A 16,299-nucleotide genomic window follows, 5' to 3' on the forward strand; every position below is an offset into this window, starting at 1 on the left:
GACAGTACAAGAGGCTTCATCCTAATTGGGATGAAGCCTCTTTACTACGTCAGGACAGTCGGGGGACATTGACGCCTGCGGCGTGGACAGCAGTACGGAATCGTCGCTATTTTATCGGGCAATAGAACTCACATATTCTCGTGGAGAAACATGGTAATAATTCCGAAATGCTTTGTAGAAATTGCTGCTGTTGCTATAGCCCAAAACTGAGGAGATTTCTTCTACCGGCAGACCCGTTCCTTGCAACAGGATGACCGCCCGTTCCATTCGCAACTCCAATAAAATTTCTGAAAAAGATTTTCCAATTTCCCGATGCAGTAAGGTAGAAATATAGTTTGGGTGGTAGGAAAAATGCTTGGCGATTTCTTTGAGTGTTACGGTATCAACGTGTTCCCCAATATACTGCACGATTTTTTCTGAAGGACTTTTCTTTACAGATTCCCGATTTGCATTCACATACTGACGTGCAATTTGAATGAGAAACGACAATGTAAGCGACTTCAGGACTACCTGTGTGTCCTCTTGCCGGTTGGCATACTCTATCACCATCATTTCAAGAAGCGCCCGTATGTTGCAGTCGTCCTCAATTTTGAAATGGATATATTCGTCGGAAAATTCATTAGTTGACGGATCAAGCAGAAAATGAAATAGCTTTGAATTAGCGGAAAGCATAGGCAAAAAGGCCCGGCAAAAGGTATCTTTCTGAATCAGTACGCCAATAATTGTTGTCTCCTTGTCGTCATGGACGCAAAGAGCATGACCAGCAAAGGGCTGGCCAGCATATAGCTCCCCCTCCCGGATGGTGATACGGTTATCATACTTAAAGCTGATGGAATCGTATTCACCCTGATAAGTGTAATTGAAATAGAAATAATCGTGCCGGTGAAATAGCTCCTGCCGCCCACCGCTTTGATGAACGACGACCATAATTTCATCTTCCGGCGCGCCGGGCCAATAAAACATTTTTTCCTCTTGATTTTCACCAAGGCAATTATGATATGTCCAATCCAATGTTGAATATTCTTCGCGCAATCTCTCGACCGCCGCGCATAAAATCTCCTGCGCCACCGTACTACTCCTTTACCTAAAGCCCCCTGTTTTATTTGCATCATATCACACCATATGAGAAAACACCACTGTATATATTAAGATTTGGCGCTGATTCTTTGAACATATTCTTTTATACTGAAAGTTGTTAAGAAAAAACAGGAGGCTATTCAATGAAATTCAAAGAGTTAGACGGTGGGAAAGCCGTTTTTTACAGAAAATTGTTCTCGCTTGTGCTGCCAATCGCATTTCAACAGTTCATGCTGGCGGCGGTGAGTGCTTCGGACGCTCTTATGCTTGGATTTGTCAGTCAAGATTCCCTGTCGGCGGTTTCGTTGGCTGGACAGATCACCTTTGTGTTCAATCTATTTATGGGTGGCTTGACAATGGGAACGAGTATTTTGGCTGCACAATATTATGGGAAAGGGGACATATCCTCTATCGAAAAAATCTTTGCTTATGTCACAAGGGTTTCCTTTCTGATTTCGTCCATCTTCTTTTTGGCGTCTCTTTTTATGCCCGAAATGTTAATGCGAATTTTCACCAATGAGCCGCAACTTATATCGGGGGGCAGTGTTTATCTTCGTATTGTATCAGCCCCCTATCTTTTCACTGGCATATCACAAATTTTCCTTTGTATCTTGAAAAATACAGGGTATGCCATGAAAAGTATGGTGATTGGGTCAAGCGCCGTTATCATCAACATTTTCCTAAACGCCGCGCTGATTTTTGGACTGTTCTTTTTTCCAAAAATGAGTATCGCGGGCGCGGCTCTTGCAACATCTATTTCAAAGCTCATTGAAATGCTATGGGCCTATGTGGAATCCTTGCGTGAAAATCGAATCAGGCTGCGTGTGAAATATTGCTTTAAGGCAGATCGGCTTTTAGTTAGAGACTATTGGAAATTCACCGTACCTATGATGGGGGATTATCTGGTGTGGGGGTGCGGCTTCACAATGTATTCTGTCATTATGGGGCATTTAGGCAGCGACGCTGTGGCCGCTAATTCGATTGCAAATATCGTAAAGAATTTAATCGTTAGTTTTTGCACTGGCCTTGCAAATGGCGGCGGCATTATTGTAGGCAACGAATTAGGAATGGGAGATTTGAAACAAGCAAAGAAATATGGCGGACTACTCTGGAAAATGGCGATTATTGGCGGTGCAGCGTCCGGCCTGCTATTGATTGCATTGTCACCTGTCATTTTGAATGTAACGACTTTAAGCAGCCAAGCGACCGAATACTTAAAATGGATGTTGATATTTTGTGCCTGTTACATGGTCGCTAAGGCTATCAACATGACAACAATAGCTGGAATTTTCCCCGCTGGCGGCGATTCTAAATTTGGTTTGATTTGCGACGCTATTACTATGTGGATATTTGCTGTTCCAGCCGGTTTTCTTGCGGCATTTTATTGGAATCTCCCTGTCGTCGTTGTGTTCCTAATCATCAATTTAGATGAAGTCGTCAAGCTCCCCGCTGCCATTATCCATTATCGGAAATATGGTTGGTTAAAGAATATCACAAGATAAAACCAAAACAGGAGGATTGAAAAATGACCGAACTTGAAAAATTGGACGCCGGACTGGAATACTGTTTCTTTGACGCCGGTGTTGTTGCCCGTAAAGAAAACGCCTTAAAGGGCTGTGCAAAATTCAATGTGATTGACCCTGCCGATTATGAGGCCCAGCTTGCGGCAATCAAGGAGCTATTCGGCTCGACCGGAGAAAACGTCTATATTCAGCCCAATTTCAACTGTGACAACGGCAAAAATATCCATGTAGGAGAGGACTTCCTTACAAATTACAATGTCACGATTTTGGATATAGCCCCGGTGCATATTGGCGACTATTGCATGATCGGGCCGAATACACTAATCACGACTGTCGGCCACCCGTTAACACCGAGGGGCAGACGGGAGAAAAAAGCGTATAGCAAGCCTGTGACGATTGGAAATGATGTTTGGATTGGTGGTAACTGTACCATACTCCCCGGCGTTGCGATCGGGAATAACGTGGTCGTGGCTGCCGGGGCGGTTGTTACCAAAGATGTGCCGGATAATTGCGTTGTGGCAAGAGTCCCGGCAAGAATTATCAAACGATTTACACGAATTACATAAAATGAGTAGAGGCAAAAGCCACAGGAAAATGCGTCTCGAATTGAGACGCATTATGAGGAAAGATGATCCGAAAGGTTATCTCCGTGGCTCATGTGGACGAGGCCGAGCTGGTCCGCCAAATCACGGAAAACAGGACGGTGGGATTTTTCGGGGTAAGAAATTTATAGACGCAGAACAGCGTAGGGCTGTCATACACAGCGATCTGGATTTCAGCGTGTCGGCAGATTGGATGTGATGGCGTCCACTGCCTTTTTCACGGATCCAGGGGAGGCCGCCAGGTTCATGCGGACAAAAGAGGCGAAGCGGTCTCCGCCGAACCAGTGACCGTAGTCGAAGGCCAGACCGCAGGTCTTCTGCATGAAGTCCTTCATTTCCTCCGGCTTCAGGTATGCGCTGAAATTCATCCACAGCAGATAGGTCCCCTCCAGGGGGCTGATCTCCACCAGAGGAAGGGCTTCTGAGAAAGCTTTTCTGACGCAGGCCTCATTGTCCGCGATGATCTCTTTTGCTTTTTCAAACCAGGGGCGTCCCTCTTCGTAGGCGGCGCGTACGGCGATGTAGCCAAAAGAGTTTCCATCGCTGATCTGGATGGCCTCTGTAAATTCGTCGAATTTCTTTCGCAGCGTTCCGTCCGGTATGATCACGAAGGAATTCTGGCAGGAAGCCAGATTGAACGTCTTTGTGGCTGCGGTCAGAGTCACGAGAAAGCTGTCGTAATCGCCGGCAAGAGCGGTGGGGATCTGTTTTGCGCCGCCGAAGGTGATGTCCTGATGGATCTCATCGGAAAGCACATAAACGCCGTGTTTCCTGCAGATATCCATAAGGCGGCGCAGCTCTTCCAGAGACCAGACGCGGCCCACAGGGTTGTGGGGGGAAGAGAAGATGAGCAGTTTGGCCTTCGTCTCGGCTATCATCTTCTCAAATCCGTCGAAATCAATGGAATACAGTCCGCCGCTGTTGATCAGATCGCAGGGAGCCAGCCGGCGGCCGTTGGCCTTTACTGCGTTCAGGAAGGGATAATAGACAGGGGTCAGCACCGCCACGCTGTCGCCCGGTTCCGTCAGGATCTGGATCCACCAGTTGATAGCGGGGACCACGCCGGGGGAGAAACGGATCCATTCTTTTTTCACTTCGAAGCTGTGATACTTTTTTTGCCAGTTGATAAAGGCGTTAAAATAACTCTCGGGTACCTTATAGTATCCGAATACGCCGTGATCGATATAGTCCTTCAGCGCCTTCTGCACGCAGGAGGGTACTTGAAAGTCCATGTCGGCGACCCACATGGCATGCAGGCCTTCTTCCCCGAAGTTGGGCGTCATATCGTCCCACTTGCAGGAGTCGGTATTTTTTCTGTCCCTGAAGATAATGCGTTCGTCATTCATAATATGTACTCCTTCCATTCGATAACTGCAGGCGCCGCCGGTCCTGCCTGTTTGCACGGTTTCGTCACTCTCGCCGGCCTCGCCGGTTCCGGGACCTGGGCGCACGCCGGAGTCGTCACGCCCCGCAGGACATGACGATCAGCAGCCGTCCGCCGGTGAAGGTGACGGTCACTGTGTCGTCGGCGAATTCATTGCTGATCCCCAGCGGAAACGCGTTTTCCATGAGATAGTCGGTAAGGGGATATTTCGCTCCTGTGAGCGTGATCCCTTCACAGCGGTCGGAGAAGGCAAACAGTGAGAATTTGTAGCCCGGCTCGCGGTGCAGGATAACAGTGCCGGGATCGGCCACCATCGCTCTGTTTTCCGGATCCACAAGCATTCCGTCGGCCCCGTGTACGCGCAGATAGGCCAGGGTCTGGAGGTTGGCCACCGTGTGGTCCAGCCGTCCGCCGATGCCTCCAACGATGAGAAAGGTGTCCATGCCCAGTTCCAGCCCTTTTTTGATGCAGAGCATAGTATCCGTATCGTCCTTTTCGCTGGGAACGCGGACCACGGGCACGCCGTCAAAAAAGTGGTCTTCCTCCGGCAGAACAGAGACTGGCCCGGGGGCCGTGGGGGCCGCGGACCGGCGGTCTTTGCAGGTATCCGCCGCAGTTCCGGCCCTGGCTCTTTTACCACTCTATCTGTGCATAAGAGACAGGGGATACGGTTATCATACTTTAAGCTGATTGAATCCGATTTCTGCCGCCTCCGCCGCAGCCAGGCAGGTGCCGGCGGGATCGGAATCGAAGTCGCCGATGATGAGATCCGGGCGGATCCCGGCCTCTTTTGCCAGGTGGTATCCGCCGTCGGCGCAGATGACGGTGTCGCCTTCTGTCTGCTTTATGAAAGAAGGAAAGCCGTGGGGATTATATGCGGTTATAATGATGCAGCGTTTCAATTGCGGTTACCTCGCTTTCCTGATGTGAGTTTATCTAATGGGTATCATATCACATTCCCGCCTGTGGGGACAGATCAATTTCCCTCCGTCACCAGCTGGCCCCTCTTGTTGAAGAAGGTCCTGCAGCCGAATTCCACCAGCAGGATGGAAGCCAGAGCCACGCTGGCGGAGATGGCCAGCATGACGCCGATCTGATAGCGCGTGGCCAGCAGCGGCGAGTTTCCCGCAAGGATCTGTCCGGTCATCATGCCGGGGAGAGAGACGATCCCCATGCCCACCATATTGTTGATCGTAGGCATCAGCGCGCTGTCGAAGGCGTCCTGCAGGATACGGCGGGAGGCTTTTTTTGGAGTGGCGCCCAGCATGAGAGCCGTCTCCACTTCGCCGCGCATGGTCTCGAATCCTTTCGTCAGGCGGGCGGCGCCTAAAGCGATGCCGTTCATCGAATTGCCCAGGATCATCCCGCAGATCGGGATAAAATACTGGGGATCATACCAGGGCCGGATGCCGATGACCACGAGAACGAAAAACAGCAGACAGACGGCAGTGCTGGCCCACATGGAGAGGGAAATGATCTTCATGAGCCGGGGAGAAAGCCTGCTCTTCACCCGGCGCTTGACGTTGTTTACTGCGAATGCCGCCATGCAGGCCACGATGATCAGGGAGAGCAGGGGATGGGGATTGCTGAAAACAAAAGAGAGCACATAGCCTACCAGGATCAGCTGAACGGTCATACGGGCGCAGGCCGCGGCGATCTCTTTTTCTCTGCCAATACGGGCGTGGGCGGAGATCAGGAGCACCGCGATGATAAACAGATAGGCCAGAGCCAGTTGGGTATAGGATATTTCCTGGATCATGAGTCTGCCTCCTCGGGAATGTTTAAAGTGCCGGCTGCAGAGCCGGCTTTGACGGGAGTCTCCACTCGAAGCACGGTACCTGCCTCCATGCGGATGATCCTGCGGGAGTATCTGCGCGCCATTTCTTCAGAGTGAGTGACGAGAACGCAGGAAGCCTTTCGGCTGTTCAGGTCTGCGGCGATCAGATCCATGACGGCGGTCTCCGTGGCTGCGTCCAGAGCCGAGCCGGGCTCGTCCAGCAGCAGGACGGGGGGCTGCAGAAGCAGAACTCTGGCCAGTGCAAGACGCTGTTTTTCTCCGCCGGAGTACAGCTCCGGATCGTTGTCGAGAGCTTTATTTCCCAGGCCCACCTGTTCCAGGATCGAAGAAAGCGTTTGATCGGGGAACGGAGGAAGCTCCTGAAATTCGGCGGCGATGTTGAGATTTTCCCTGACGCTGCCGGGAAAGACCGTGCTCTGCTGGCCCAGCATGACGACCCTGCGCCGCAGCTCCACCAGGTCCGCATGGGCCAGGTCTTCGCCCTGAAACAGAATGCGGCCGGAATCCGGACTTATCATTCCGTTGAGCATGCGCAGAAGCGTGGTCTTGCCGCAGCCTGAAGGACCGAACAGACAGGTGATCCCGCCGGCCTCGATCTCCAGTTCAGGAATACGGAGAATATTTTTATAAATAACATCTTTCAGAACGAACATCTGAGTAAACTCCTTCTTTTTGTGTCAGAATAAGATTGAAAAGTCGGTAGCGTATCGTATACTATATTAATGTATCTTACCCTCGATTGACAAGAGTATGGGCGGTATCAGGAGAAAAGATTTCTTTCGGCGCCGTTATGCTGAAATTCAGGATCCGGACAGGCCTTGAAGCCGGGGCGATGGTTCAGAGATGCAAATACGTATTCCTCCCGGGCGGGGCAGGCCGCGGCAGTCCGGAAGGAGTCGGCAATGGAGAAGCGAATGGAAAAGATAAATCTGAAAAGCCTGGATCAGGACGAACTGCAGGCTTTATTGAAAGAGATGGGGGAACCGGCTTTTCGAGCAAAACAGATCTTTGCCTGGATCTACAGAGGCGCGTCGTCGCCGGACGAGATGACGGATCTCAGCAAAGGATTGCGGGAGAAGCTGGCGGAACGGGCGGAGATCAGAGAGCTCCGCATCTTGAGACGGCAGATATCCGAACAGGACGGAACGCGGAAGTACCTGTTCGGACTGGACGATGAGAATGCCATCGAGACTGTGTTTATGAAATACAGACATGGGAATTCCATCTGCGTCTCATCTCAGGCGGGCTGCCGGATGGGATGCCGCTTCTGCGCCTCCGGCATGGCCGGGCTTGCGAGAAATCTGTCTGCGTGGGAGATCGCGGATCAGATCCTGCAGGTACAGAAGGACACGGGAGAGCGCGTGAGCAACGTGGTGATCATGGGAACGGGTGAGCCCTTCGACAATTACGATCAGCTCAGCCGGTTTCTCAGACTGGTCCACGAAAAGAACGGGCTGAACCTGGGATATCGCAGCATAACGGTCTCCACCTGCGGCGTGATACCTGGAATTCTGCGCTTCGGAGAAGAATTTCCCCAGGTCAATCTGGCCATCTCCCTTCACGCGTCTAACGAGGCCACGAGAAGCGAACTGATGCCCGTGAACCGCAGCTACCCCATGGCGCAGCTTCTGGAGGTCTGCCGCAGTCACGCGGAAAAGACGGGAAGGAGGATCACCTTTGAGTATACGCTGGTGTCCGGTGTGAACGACGGGGAGAAGCAGGCGGAAGAGCTGGCGGGGGTGCTCTCCGGGATGCTGTGCCACGTGAATCTGATCCCGCTGAACACCGTCAGAGAGAAGTCCTTTCGGGGCAGTTCCAAGGACTATGCCAGACGGTTTCAGGCGGCGCTGGAACGCCGCGGAATTCCCGCCACCATACGGCGGGAACTGGGCGGAGACATTGATGCGGCCTGCGGTCAGCTGCGCCTGAAGGCATAAGAAAATACTTGCCCATTACAGGGGGTTAGTGTATAATTAAAGAAAAGCAACAGTCGGCAGTGCCGACCATAGAAAAGAAATGGGGGCGGTCCAAATGGTTAAATTATTAGTAGGCCACAAAGGCAGCGGAAAGACAAAAAAGATGATTGATCTGGCCAACGAATGCATTGAGACGCGTAATGGCAGTATCGTTTTTATAAACAAAAACCACAGACTGATGTACGATCTGAAATACAGGATCCGTGTAGTGTGCATGGAGGATTACGAGCATATCACCAACATTGACGAATATATCGGTTTTATCTACGGCATCATCAGTTCGGACCACGATATCCAGGTGATCTTTATCGACAGCATCCTGAAGCACGCCGATGTAAAGATCGACGACCTGGAGGAGTTCCTGACAAGACTGGAAAAGATTTCGGAGATGTACGGTCCGGAATTTGTGGTCAGCATCAGCGCCGATCTGGAGGAGCTGGGCGACTACGCAAAGAAGTTCGACATTCTGAACAACTAGAGACAGTTTTTTAAACAGGCAGAAACAACAGGCGGTGATTCTTCACCGCCTTATCTTATGGAAATTTTTATCGACGGCAAATGCGCTGTTTCGCGGGCAGCGCCGCGCGCCGGAAGCGGCGGGCCTGCGGCGCAGTGCCGAAGACATGCAGTGCCAGAGACATGGGTTGCCGGAGACATGCAGTGCCAGAGACATGGGTTGCCGGAGACATGCAGTGCCGGAGACATGGGGCGCCGGCGGCGTCTGCGTGGGAAATGCCGAGGCGGAGTCCGCGGCCGCGGGAGGGGAAGTATGAACAGAAAGGTTGTCTCGTACGTTTTTTTCAGCGCTTTTATTTTCAGTACGATGGAGGTGGCGCTGAAAATCGGCGGCGGAAGTTTTGACCCGCTTCAGATCACTCTGATCCGGTTTTTTATCGGCGGACTGGTACTGCTTCCGCTGGCGCTGGACGATCTGCGGAAGCGTCAGGTGTCGTTGACGCGGGGCGATTACGGGTATCTGGCGTTTCTGGGGATCTTGTGTATTTGCGTCAGCATGCTTTTCTTCCAGTTTGGAGTCATGTATTCTCACGCGTCCACAGCGGCGGTGGTCTTCTCGGTGAATCCGATGTTTACCATGCTCTTCGCCCATTTCTTTACGGAGGAAAAGCTGAATCGCAGAAAGGTGATGGCTCTGGCCGTCAGTCTGGGCGGCATCGCCGTGATGATGAACCCCTTCCATCTGGCGGAGGGAAATACGGTCCGGGGGATGGTCTGTATCGTGATGGCAGCGCTGACCTTCGGCCTTTACAGCGCGGCGGGAAAGCTGAGGATCAAACGGCTGGGCGGCTTTACGCAGACATCGGTGAGCTTTATTCTCGGTTCTGCGGTACTGGCTGTGCTCATGGGATTTATGGGACGCCCGGTGATCTCGGGGATCTCTGCGGCCAATGTGCCCATCCTGCTCTATGTGGGCGTCGTGGTGACGGGAATCGGCTATCTGCTGTATTTCAAGGCCATCGAGGCGGGCGGAGCCGCTAAGGCTTCCGTTGTCTTTTTCATTAAGCCTATGATCGCGCCGGTGATCGCGCTGGTCATTCTGCACGAAGCAATTACACTGCAGACCGTGACAGGAGTAGGGATCCTGCTGATCGGTTCTTATATAAATATGACGGATAATTCAGGCGCAGCGGCGCCGGAGGGGGGAGATACGGATGGAGACGGACACGAAGATGCGGATCGCAGAGCTGGCTGATTTTCTGCGGGACCGCAGACCGAAAATCATGGAGACGAGACAGGAGAGCGCCGTGCTGATCCCTTTTGTGGAAAAGGACGGCGAGACGCACATTCTGTTTGAAGTGAGAAGCGACAATGTGCCGCAGCCGGGAGAGGTGTGTTTTCCGGGAGGACGGCTGGAAGGAAAAGAGAGGGCCGCAGACTGCGCGGTCAGAGAGACGAAGGAGGAACTGGGCATACCGAAGCACTGCATCAAGGTTCTGGGTCCCTTCGACATACTTCACAATTATACCAATGCAACCATTTATACCTTTATCGGAATGCTTTCTTATGAGGATGTAAAACGCATGGAGCTGAACAGGGAAGAAGTGAAAGAGGCGTTCCTCGTGCCGGTTTCTTTCTTCACGGAAAACAGGCCCTATGTTTATAAATATGAAGTCGCGCCGCAGATCGGCGAAGATTTTCCCTACCACATGCTGGATTGTCCCGACAAGTACAATTGGAGAAAAGGCAGCTGCACGGTCCCCATTTTTCAGTATGAGGGACGTGTCATCTGGGGAATCACGGCGCGGATTCTGTGCCACTTGCTGGAAACTCTGAAAGATGGATAATTTTGAGGGGTTCTAAACCGGCTGCGGCGTCCCCTATAATATACGAGGGTAAGGATTAGAGAAAAAACATAAACGAGGAGGACAAGTTTTATGAAATCTTTTGTCAAAAATCTATTACCCCTGGGGGCGCTGCTGGTGGCAACGGCCATGCCGGTGCAGGCACAGGCAGCGGAACAGCAAAGTACCGCATTAAACGAAATACTGAAAAGCAATATCAAATTTACCAGTCAATCAGATACATATCTCAGTCAGCTTATTTGTAAGTGGAATGGAAATCATCCGGGAAAGGACTGCGACGATCTTATTTTCGACATCGTGAACAACTGCATCAAGCCCAATCTGCCTCAGTGGCCGGAGTGGCCGGGGCAGGGAGGCGGATCGGAGCGGCCTGACGTTCCCGACGTCCCCGATGTGGAAGAGCCGGAGCAGCCCGACGTTCCTGATGTGGAAGAGCCGGAGCAGCCCGACGTTCCTGATGTGGAAGAGCCGGAGCAGCCCGATGTTCCCGATGTGGAAGAGCCGGAACAGCCCGACGTTCCCGATGTGGAAGAGCCGGAACAGCCTGATCTTCCCGACGTGGAAGAGCCGGAGCAGCCCGATGTTCCCGACGTGGAAGAGCCGGAACAGCCCGAGGCGCCGATCATCCCCGAGCGGCCTGAAAAGCCGGAGACTCCGGACACGGACAACGGCGGAAACCAGGGAAGCACACAGCTGGGCGCTTACCAGCAGCAGGTCGTGGATCTGGTGAATAAAGAGCGCAGAGCCGCGGGACTTTCCGAACTCAAGGTGAACGCAAAACTTTCGCAGGTAGCGGAAGTGAAAGCGGCGGATATGAGAGATAAGAATTACTTCTCCCATACTTCTCCCACCTACGGTTCCCCGTTTGACATGATGAAGCAATTTGGAATCACTTACAAGTCCGCAGGCGAGAACATTGCAAAAGGACAGAAGACGCCGCAGTCGGTTATGAACGGATGGATGAATTCACAGGGGCACAGAGAAAACATCCTGAGTTCCAGTTATACCGAGATCGGCGTGGGTTATGTAACAGACAACAAAGGAAATACATACTGGGTACAGATGTTCATCAGACCGTAACGCGCAGGCGTGAGGGCTGAATAAAAACTGCCCCGCCGGACAGAACTGCTTTTGGAGCAGAGTTGTCCGGCGGGGCGTTTTTATAGCGCTGTCCCCAGCCGCCCGGCGCTCTGCTGCTCCGGCCGCAGTCTTTGACAGACGGGCAGGGCGGATCATAGGATCCCGCCGGTCCTGCCGGACAGACGGGGATGGCGGCGCTGGGAAATATTGCGCTTTTGGGGACGGAAGGGGATGTGGTGTGGTATAATAGTTCCAACCATTGACTGCGGCGTTGCCGCAAGGAAGGAACTATTGCACCATAAGCAACATTGCGCCAACGGCGCCAAGTATCGAAGCTTATGGTATAATAGCCGCAGAGCGGCTATTATACTGATTCTGTGCGCGGCGGACGCCATGCGCGGATTATACCATGATGGCCTACGGCCAGTCATGGTATAATGTCCGCAGAGCGGACATTATAGATTCTGTGCGCAGCAGACGCATGCGCGGATTATACCATGATGGCCTGCGGCCAGTCATGGTATAATGTCCGCAGAGAGTAAGAGTGGAGTGGTTGAGCTGGATCGCGCGGTGGAGACCGCGCGGACGGACATTTGGGAGGGAGCTTGAGGATGACATTTAAAATTGGTCTGTGCCAGAGCACAACGTTGTCGGAGGATCGCAGGGAAAATCTGAAACGGGCGGCGGAGATGGTCCGGGAGGCGGCGGAGCAGGGAGCGGGGATCGTGGCTCTGCCGGAAATGTTTACGACGCCGTACACACATAAATATATTGCCATGAACAGAGAGCCGGCGGATGGAGAGACCACGGAAGCGCTGTCGTCTCTGGCGCGGGATCTGGGGATCTGGCTGGTAGGCGGCTCCATACCGGAGGAGGAGGACGGGCGCCTGTACAATACCTGTTTTGTCTTCGGCCCGGACGGCAGTCTGGCGGGAAAGCACAGAAAGACCCATCTCTTTGACGTGGATATCAAGGGCGGGATCCGCTTTATGGAGTCGGAGATCTTTACGCCGGGGGAGCAGGTGACGGCGGTGGATACGGATTTTGGACGGATCGGAGTGGGAATATGCTACGATGTGCGGTTTCCGGAATATTTCCGCACGCTGGCGCTCATGGACGCCAGACTGATCATCCTGCCCGCCGCGTTCAACATGACCACAGGTCCGGCCCACTGGGATCTCACTATGCGGGCCAGAGCTCTTGACAATCAGGTCTATTTCGCGGCGGTGTCACCGGCCAGAAATCCCCAGGGCCCCTATCTGGCCTATGGAAGTTCCTGTGTAGTCACTCCCTGGGGAGAATTCCTGGGGAAACTGGATGAGAGACCCGGCGTTCTGGTGTGCGATATCGACTTCGAGTATCTGCGGCAGATCAGAGAGCAGCTGCCTCTTCTGAAACAACGGCGGCCGGAGCTCTATCTGAACAGGCGCTGAGCCTTGGGATCCTGCGGGGCGCGCTGGTCTGCAGCCTTGAAAACAGAAACTTTACAGGAAATGGCGTATCGTGTATAATTCCTTTAGATCGCGCGGAACTGAGAGATACAGAACAGAGAAACAGCGAAACAGCGATGACAGCGGGGCGAAGGAGCTAGGCAGAATGATGAAAAAATTGCTTGTATTGCTGGCGGCCGGGATTTTGGCGGCGGGGATCTCCGCCTGCGGCGCCAATGGGGCATCTGGAGGCGAAGGACGCGCGGCGGAGGAGAGATCGTCTTCCTATGTGGTGCTGATCACAGGCACTGCCGGTCTGGGCGATCAGGGAGTGAACGACCAGCTCTGGGAAGGGATCGGGAATGCCGGCGGCGAGCTGGGGATCAGGGGCAATTATCTGGAATCGAAGACGGAAGCGGAATACGGAGAAAAGATCCGGATGGCGCTGGAGGGAGAAGCGGATCTGATCATATGCGCAGATCCGGCCATGGGGAGCGCCGCAGCGGCGGCAGCCGAGGAAAACCCCGACAGCAGATTTGTCATTTTGGACACAATAATAGAAAAGGATAACGTGGCGTGTCTCACCTGCGCCCGGGAGCAGGGAGCATTTTTAGCAGGACTGGCTGCCGGCATGACTACGGAGACGGGGAAGGTCGCTTTTTTAGGCGGAGGTGAGACGGAGGAATCGCGCAGTCTGCTGTGGGGCTGGGAGGCCGGTGTCCGGGCTTCAGGCAGCGGGGCAGAAACATGCTGTGCTTTTGTGGAAGAGTCCGCGGGGACCGCCGCAGAGAAGGCGAAAGAACTGATCGGACAGGGAGCGGACGTGATCTTTCAGGCGTCCGGGAGCAGCGGGGCAGAAGTGATCCGGGCCGCAGCTGAGGCGGGCGTTATGGCAGTGGGTACGGGAGAGGATCTGTCTTCACTTGCGCCGGAGCACGTGCTGTGCACGGTGACCAGGCGAAGAGACCGGGAGATCAGTCGCCTGCTCGAAAGCCTGACGTCAGACGGCTTCTCGGGCGGGATCATAAGAGGCTCGCTGGCGGACGGATGCGTGGAGCTCAGCGACGGGGCCGGCAATCTGCCGCCGGAAGTGAGAGAAGCCGCGGATAAGTGGAGCGCCGCCATCGCGGACGGCGCCGTAAACATCCCCGGGGATCGGGACGAGCTGGAGCGGTTTGAGCCCCAGTTATAGAAGAACAGAAAGAATACCGGGCCAGACATTGGGTCTGGCCTTCGATTTTGGATCAAAGGATCAGAGAAGGAAGAAGGTTCCGCGTGTCTTTGGAGACCGCGGCGGATGGAGGCTGCGATGGCGTTTTTACCGGTAACAAAAAAAGAAATGGAAGAACGGGGCTGGGAGCAGCCGGATTTTGTGCTGGTGACAGGAGACGCCTATGTGGATCATCCGTCTTTCGGAACGGCGATCATCAGCCGCGTGCTGGAACGGCACGGCTATAAGGTGGCGATCCTCTCCCAGCCGGATTGGAAGACGGCGGAGGATTTCCGGCGCTTCGGAAAGCCCCGTCTGGGCTTTCTGATCAACGCAGGCAATGTGGATTCCATGGTGAATCACTTTTCTGTCTTCAAACACAGACGAAGGCAGGACAGTTATTCGCCGGGAGGAAAAACAGGCCGCAGGCCGGACCGGGCGGTGATCGTTTACAGCGGACGGGCCAGGGAGGCTTACAAGGATGTTCCCGTGATCATCGGCGGGCTGGAAGCCAGCCTGCGCCGATTCGGGCATTATGATTACTGGGAGGACAGAGTGCGGCGCTCCATCCTGCTGGATTCCAAGGCCGATCTGCTGATCTACGGCATGGGGGAAAAAGCTGTGGTGGAGATCGCGGAGGCGCTGGATTCCGGGATCTCAGCGAGGGATATCGGCTGGATCCGGGGCACGGTGTGCCGGCGGGTCTCCGACGACACGGACCAGGACTATCTGGCGCAGGGAGACACGGCAGTGCTGCCCTCCTTCGACGAGATCTGCAGTTCACGGGAGGAGTACGCGCAGAGCTTCCTGATCCAGTATAAAAACAACGACTGGATCCTGGGAAAGCAGCTGGTGGAACGTTACGACAGCCGGCTGTGCGTGATCCAGAACCCGCCCATGGAACCGCTGTCGCAGCTGGAACTGGACGATATATACGAGCTGCCTTACGAAGGTACGTACCATCCGTCTTATGAGACGGATGGCGGCGTACCGGCCATCCGGGAAGTGCGGTTCAGCATCGTCTCCAATCGAGGATGTTTCGGAGGCTGCGCTTTCTGCGCTCTGACCTACCATCAGGGAAGGGAGGTTCGGGCCAGAAGCAGGGAATCCATCGTCGCGGAGGCCAGACGTCTCTCTGCTCTGCCGGATTTCAAAGGCTATATCCACGATGTGGGCGGCCCCACTGCGGATTTCAGAGGGCCGGCCTGCGAAAAGCAGCTGACCGCGGGCGTGTGCAAGCACAGAGACTGTCTCTGGCCAGCTCCCTGCGGACAGATGAAGGCGGATCACAGGGATTACCTGTCGATCCTCAGAGAACTGCGGGAGCTGCCCGGCGTAAAAAAGGTCTTCATTCGTTCCGGGATCCGCTTCGACTATGTGATGGCGGACAAGCGCGACGATTTCCTGTGGGAGCTCTGCGAACATCATATCAGCGGGACGTTGAAAGTAGCGCCGGAGCACGTGTCTGGCAGAGTGCTGGCGAAAATGAGAAAGCCGGCGCCGGAGGTCTTTGCCGCATTTGCTGAAAAGTACAGAAAGATCAACGAAAAACTGGGAAAGAAACAGTATCTGATCCCCTATTTTATCTCATCCCATCCGGGTTCGACGCTGCATGATGCGGTGGAACTGGCGCTCTACCTGAAAAAGAGCGGATTTGTACCGGATCAGGTGCAGGATTTTTACCCCACTCCAGGTACGCTTTCCACCTGTATGTACTATACGGGACTCGATCCTTTTACCATGGAGGAGGTCTATGTGCCCAGAAGTATGGATGAGAAGAAGATGCAGCGCGCGCTGCTGCATTTCAATAAAAAAGAAAACAGGCCGCTGGTGGAGAAAGCTCTGAAGAAGATCGGGAGGCAGGATCTCATAAGCGTACTGCGGTAGACTGAAAACAG

The 16,299-nt window shown here is 53.7% G+C and carries 16 protein-coding genes; 10 read left to right on the plus strand and 6 right to left on the minus strand.

The genetic code is table 11. The features are described from left to right. Nucleotides 1-111 precede the first annotated feature (111 nt). Nucleotides 112-1,068: a helix-turn-helix transcriptional regulator gene (locus E0E37_RS12705; protein ID WP_130863398.1), complete on the minus strand. Its 957-nt coding sequence runs from the start codon at nucleotides 1,066-1,068 to the stop codon at nucleotides 112-114. Between the two features lie 152 nt (nucleotides 1,069-1,220). Between E0E37_RS12705 and E0E37_RS12710 the strand changes: the two genes are divergently transcribed. Both E0E37_RS12710 and E0E37_RS19020 read left to right on the plus strand, forming a co-directional pair. Then, nucleotides 1,221-2,579: an MATE family efflux transporter gene (locus E0E37_RS12710; RefSeq protein ID WP_130863399.1), complete on the plus strand. Its 1,359-nt coding sequence runs from the start codon at nucleotides 1,221-1,223 to the stop codon at nucleotides 2,577-2,579. 23 nt (nucleotides 2,580-2,602) lie between these two features. Next, entirely contained in the window at nucleotides 2,603-3,166 is a 564-nt protein-coding gene (locus E0E37_RS19020; protein WP_130863400.1) for a sugar O-acetyltransferase, read from the plus strand. A 209-nt stretch (nucleotides 3,167-3,375) separates the two neighbouring features. Here E0E37_RS19020 and E0E37_RS12720 read toward each other — a convergent pair whose 3' ends face one another. From E0E37_RS12720 to E0E37_RS12740, 5 genes are all read right to left on the minus strand, one after another. Beyond that, nucleotides 3,376-4,548 carry a MalY/PatB family protein gene (locus tag E0E37_RS12720; protein ID WP_130863401.1) on the minus strand — a complete coding sequence of 391 codons (1,173 nt, stop codon included), beginning with the start codon at nucleotides 4,546-4,548 and terminating at the stop codon, nucleotides 3,376-3,378. 115 nt (nucleotides 4,549-4,663) lie between these two features. Beyond that, a complete protein-coding gene (locus E0E37_RS12725) occupies nucleotides 4,664-5,137 on the minus strand; it encodes a thiamine diphosphokinase (protein ID WP_130863402.1) in 474 nt (157 codons plus the stop codon). Nucleotides 5,138-5,260: 123 nt separating this feature from the next. Continuing rightward, entirely contained in the window at nucleotides 5,261-5,488 is a 228-nt protein-coding gene (locus E0E37_RS12730) for a motility associated factor glycosyltransferase family protein (protein ID WP_130863403.1), read from the minus strand. A 74-nt stretch (nucleotides 5,489-5,562) separates the two neighbouring features. Continuing rightward, nucleotides 5,563-6,345, minus strand: a complete 783-nt coding sequence (locus E0E37_RS12735; RefSeq protein ID WP_130863404.1) for an ABC transporter permease — start codon at nucleotides 6,343-6,345, stop codon at nucleotides 5,563-5,565. Then, a complete protein-coding gene (locus E0E37_RS12740; RefSeq protein ID WP_130863405.1) occupies nucleotides 6,342-7,037 on the minus strand; it encodes an ABC transporter ATP-binding protein in 696 nt (231 codons plus the stop codon). Before E0E37_RS12740 ends, E0E37_RS12735 begins: the two co-directional genes overlap by 4 nt. 261 nt (nucleotides 7,038-7,298) lie before the next feature. Here E0E37_RS12740 and rlmN point away from each other — a divergent pair, with 261 nt between their 5' ends. The 8 genes from rlmN (at nucleotide 7,299) to E0E37_RS12785 (ending at nucleotide 16,288) form a co-directional block, all read left to right on the plus strand. Further along, on the plus strand, nucleotides 7,299-8,321 hold the full coding sequence (gene rlmN, locus E0E37_RS12745) for a 23S rRNA (adenine(2503)-C(2))-methyltransferase RlmN (protein WP_130863406.1): 1,023 nt from the start codon (nucleotides 7,299-7,301) through the stop codon (nucleotides 8,319-8,321). Nucleotides 8,322-8,415: 94 nt separating this feature from the next. Beyond that, nucleotides 8,416-8,838 carry an ATP-binding protein gene (locus E0E37_RS12750; protein ID WP_130863407.1) on the plus strand — a complete coding sequence of 141 codons (423 nt, stop codon included), beginning with the start codon at nucleotides 8,416-8,418 and terminating at the stop codon, nucleotides 8,836-8,838. A gap of 291 nt (nucleotides 8,839-9,129) precedes the next feature. After that, on the plus strand, nucleotides 9,130-10,071 hold the full coding sequence (locus E0E37_RS12755) for a DMT family transporter (RefSeq protein WP_165445347.1): 942 nt from the start codon (nucleotides 9,130-9,132) through the stop codon (nucleotides 10,069-10,071). Continuing rightward, entirely contained in the window at nucleotides 10,031-10,663 is a 633-nt protein-coding gene (locus E0E37_RS12760; RefSeq protein WP_130863409.1) for an NUDIX hydrolase, read from the plus strand. Before E0E37_RS12755 ends, E0E37_RS12760 begins: the two co-directional genes overlap by 41 nt. A gap of 90 nt (nucleotides 10,664-10,753) precedes the next feature. Further along, complete coding sequence (locus E0E37_RS18740; protein WP_246019727.1) at nucleotides 10,754-11,761, plus strand: CAP domain-containing protein; 1,008 nt, start codon at nucleotides 10,754-10,756, stop codon at nucleotides 11,759-11,761. A 611-nt stretch (nucleotides 11,762-12,372) separates the two neighbouring features. Then, on the plus strand, nucleotides 12,373-13,194 hold the full coding sequence (locus E0E37_RS12775) for a carbon-nitrogen hydrolase family protein (RefSeq protein ID WP_130863410.1): 822 nt from the start codon (nucleotides 12,373-12,375) through the stop codon (nucleotides 13,192-13,194). A gap of 163 nt (nucleotides 13,195-13,357) precedes the next feature. Then, entirely contained in the window at nucleotides 13,358-14,383 is a 1,026-nt protein-coding gene (locus tag E0E37_RS12780; protein ID WP_130863411.1) for a BMP family lipoprotein, read from the plus strand. Nucleotides 14,384-14,500: 117 nt separating this feature from the next. Continuing rightward, nucleotides 14,501-16,288 (plus strand): YgiQ family radical SAM protein, encoded by a 1,788-nt coding sequence (locus tag E0E37_RS12785; RefSeq protein WP_130863412.1) that lies wholly within the window; start codon nucleotides 14,501-14,503, stop codon nucleotides 16,286-16,288. Nucleotides 16,289-16,299 lie beyond the last annotated feature (11 nt).

The organism is Bacilliculturomica massiliensis (assembly GCF_900605495.1).
GTDB lineage: Bacteria > Bacillota > Clostridia > Peptostreptococcales > Anaerovoracaceae > Bacilliculturomica > Bacilliculturomica massiliensis.

Bases quoted from the DNA above. Each gene is read 5' to 3' on its own strand.
- E0E37_RS12720 (WP_130863401.1), bottom strand. From the start codon at position 4,548: ATGAATGACGAACGCATTATCTTCAGGGACAGAAAAAATACCGACTCC.
- E0E37_RS18740 (WP_246019727.1), top strand. From the start codon at position 10,754: ATGAAATCTTTTGTCAAAAATCTATTACCCCTGGGGGCGCTGCTGGTG.
- rlmN (WP_130863406.1), top strand. From the start codon at position 7,299: ATGGAAAAGATAAATCTGAAAAGCCTGGATCAGGACGAACTGCAGGCT.
- E0E37_RS12775 (WP_130863410.1), top strand. From the start codon at position 12,373: ATGACATTTAAAATTGGTCTGTGCCAGAGCACAACGTTGTCGGAGGAT.
- E0E37_RS12750 (WP_130863407.1), top strand. From the start codon at position 8,416: ATGGTTAAATTATTAGTAGGCCACAAAGGCAGCGGAAAGACAAAAAAG.
- E0E37_RS12740 (WP_130863405.1), bottom strand. From the start codon at position 7,037: ATGTTCGTTCTGAAAGATGTTATTTATAAAAATATTCTCCGTATTCCT.
- E0E37_RS12780 (WP_130863411.1), top strand. From the start codon at position 13,358: ATGATGAAAAAATTGCTTGTATTGCTGGCGGCCGGGATTTTGGCGGCG.
- E0E37_RS12735 (WP_130863404.1), bottom strand. From the start codon at position 6,345: ATGATCCAGGAAATATCCTATACCCAACTGGCTCTGGCCTATCTGTTT.
- E0E37_RS12785 (WP_130863412.1), top strand. From the start codon at position 14,501: ATGGCGTTTTTACCGGTAACAAAAAAAGAAATGGAAGAACGGGGCTGG.
- E0E37_RS12760 (WP_130863409.1), top strand. From the start codon at position 10,031: ATGGAGACGGACACGAAGATGCGGATCGCAGAGCTGGCTGATTTTCTG.
- E0E37_RS19020 (WP_130863400.1), top strand. From the start codon at position 2,603: ATGACCGAACTTGAAAAATTGGACGCCGGACTGGAATACTGTTTCTTT.
- E0E37_RS12755 (WP_165445347.1), top strand. From the start codon at position 9,130: ATGAACAGAAAGGTTGTCTCGTACGTTTTTTTCAGCGCTTTTATTTTC.
- E0E37_RS12710 (WP_130863399.1), top strand. From the start codon at position 1,221: ATGAAATTCAAAGAGTTAGACGGTGGGAAAGCCGTTTTTTACAGAAAA.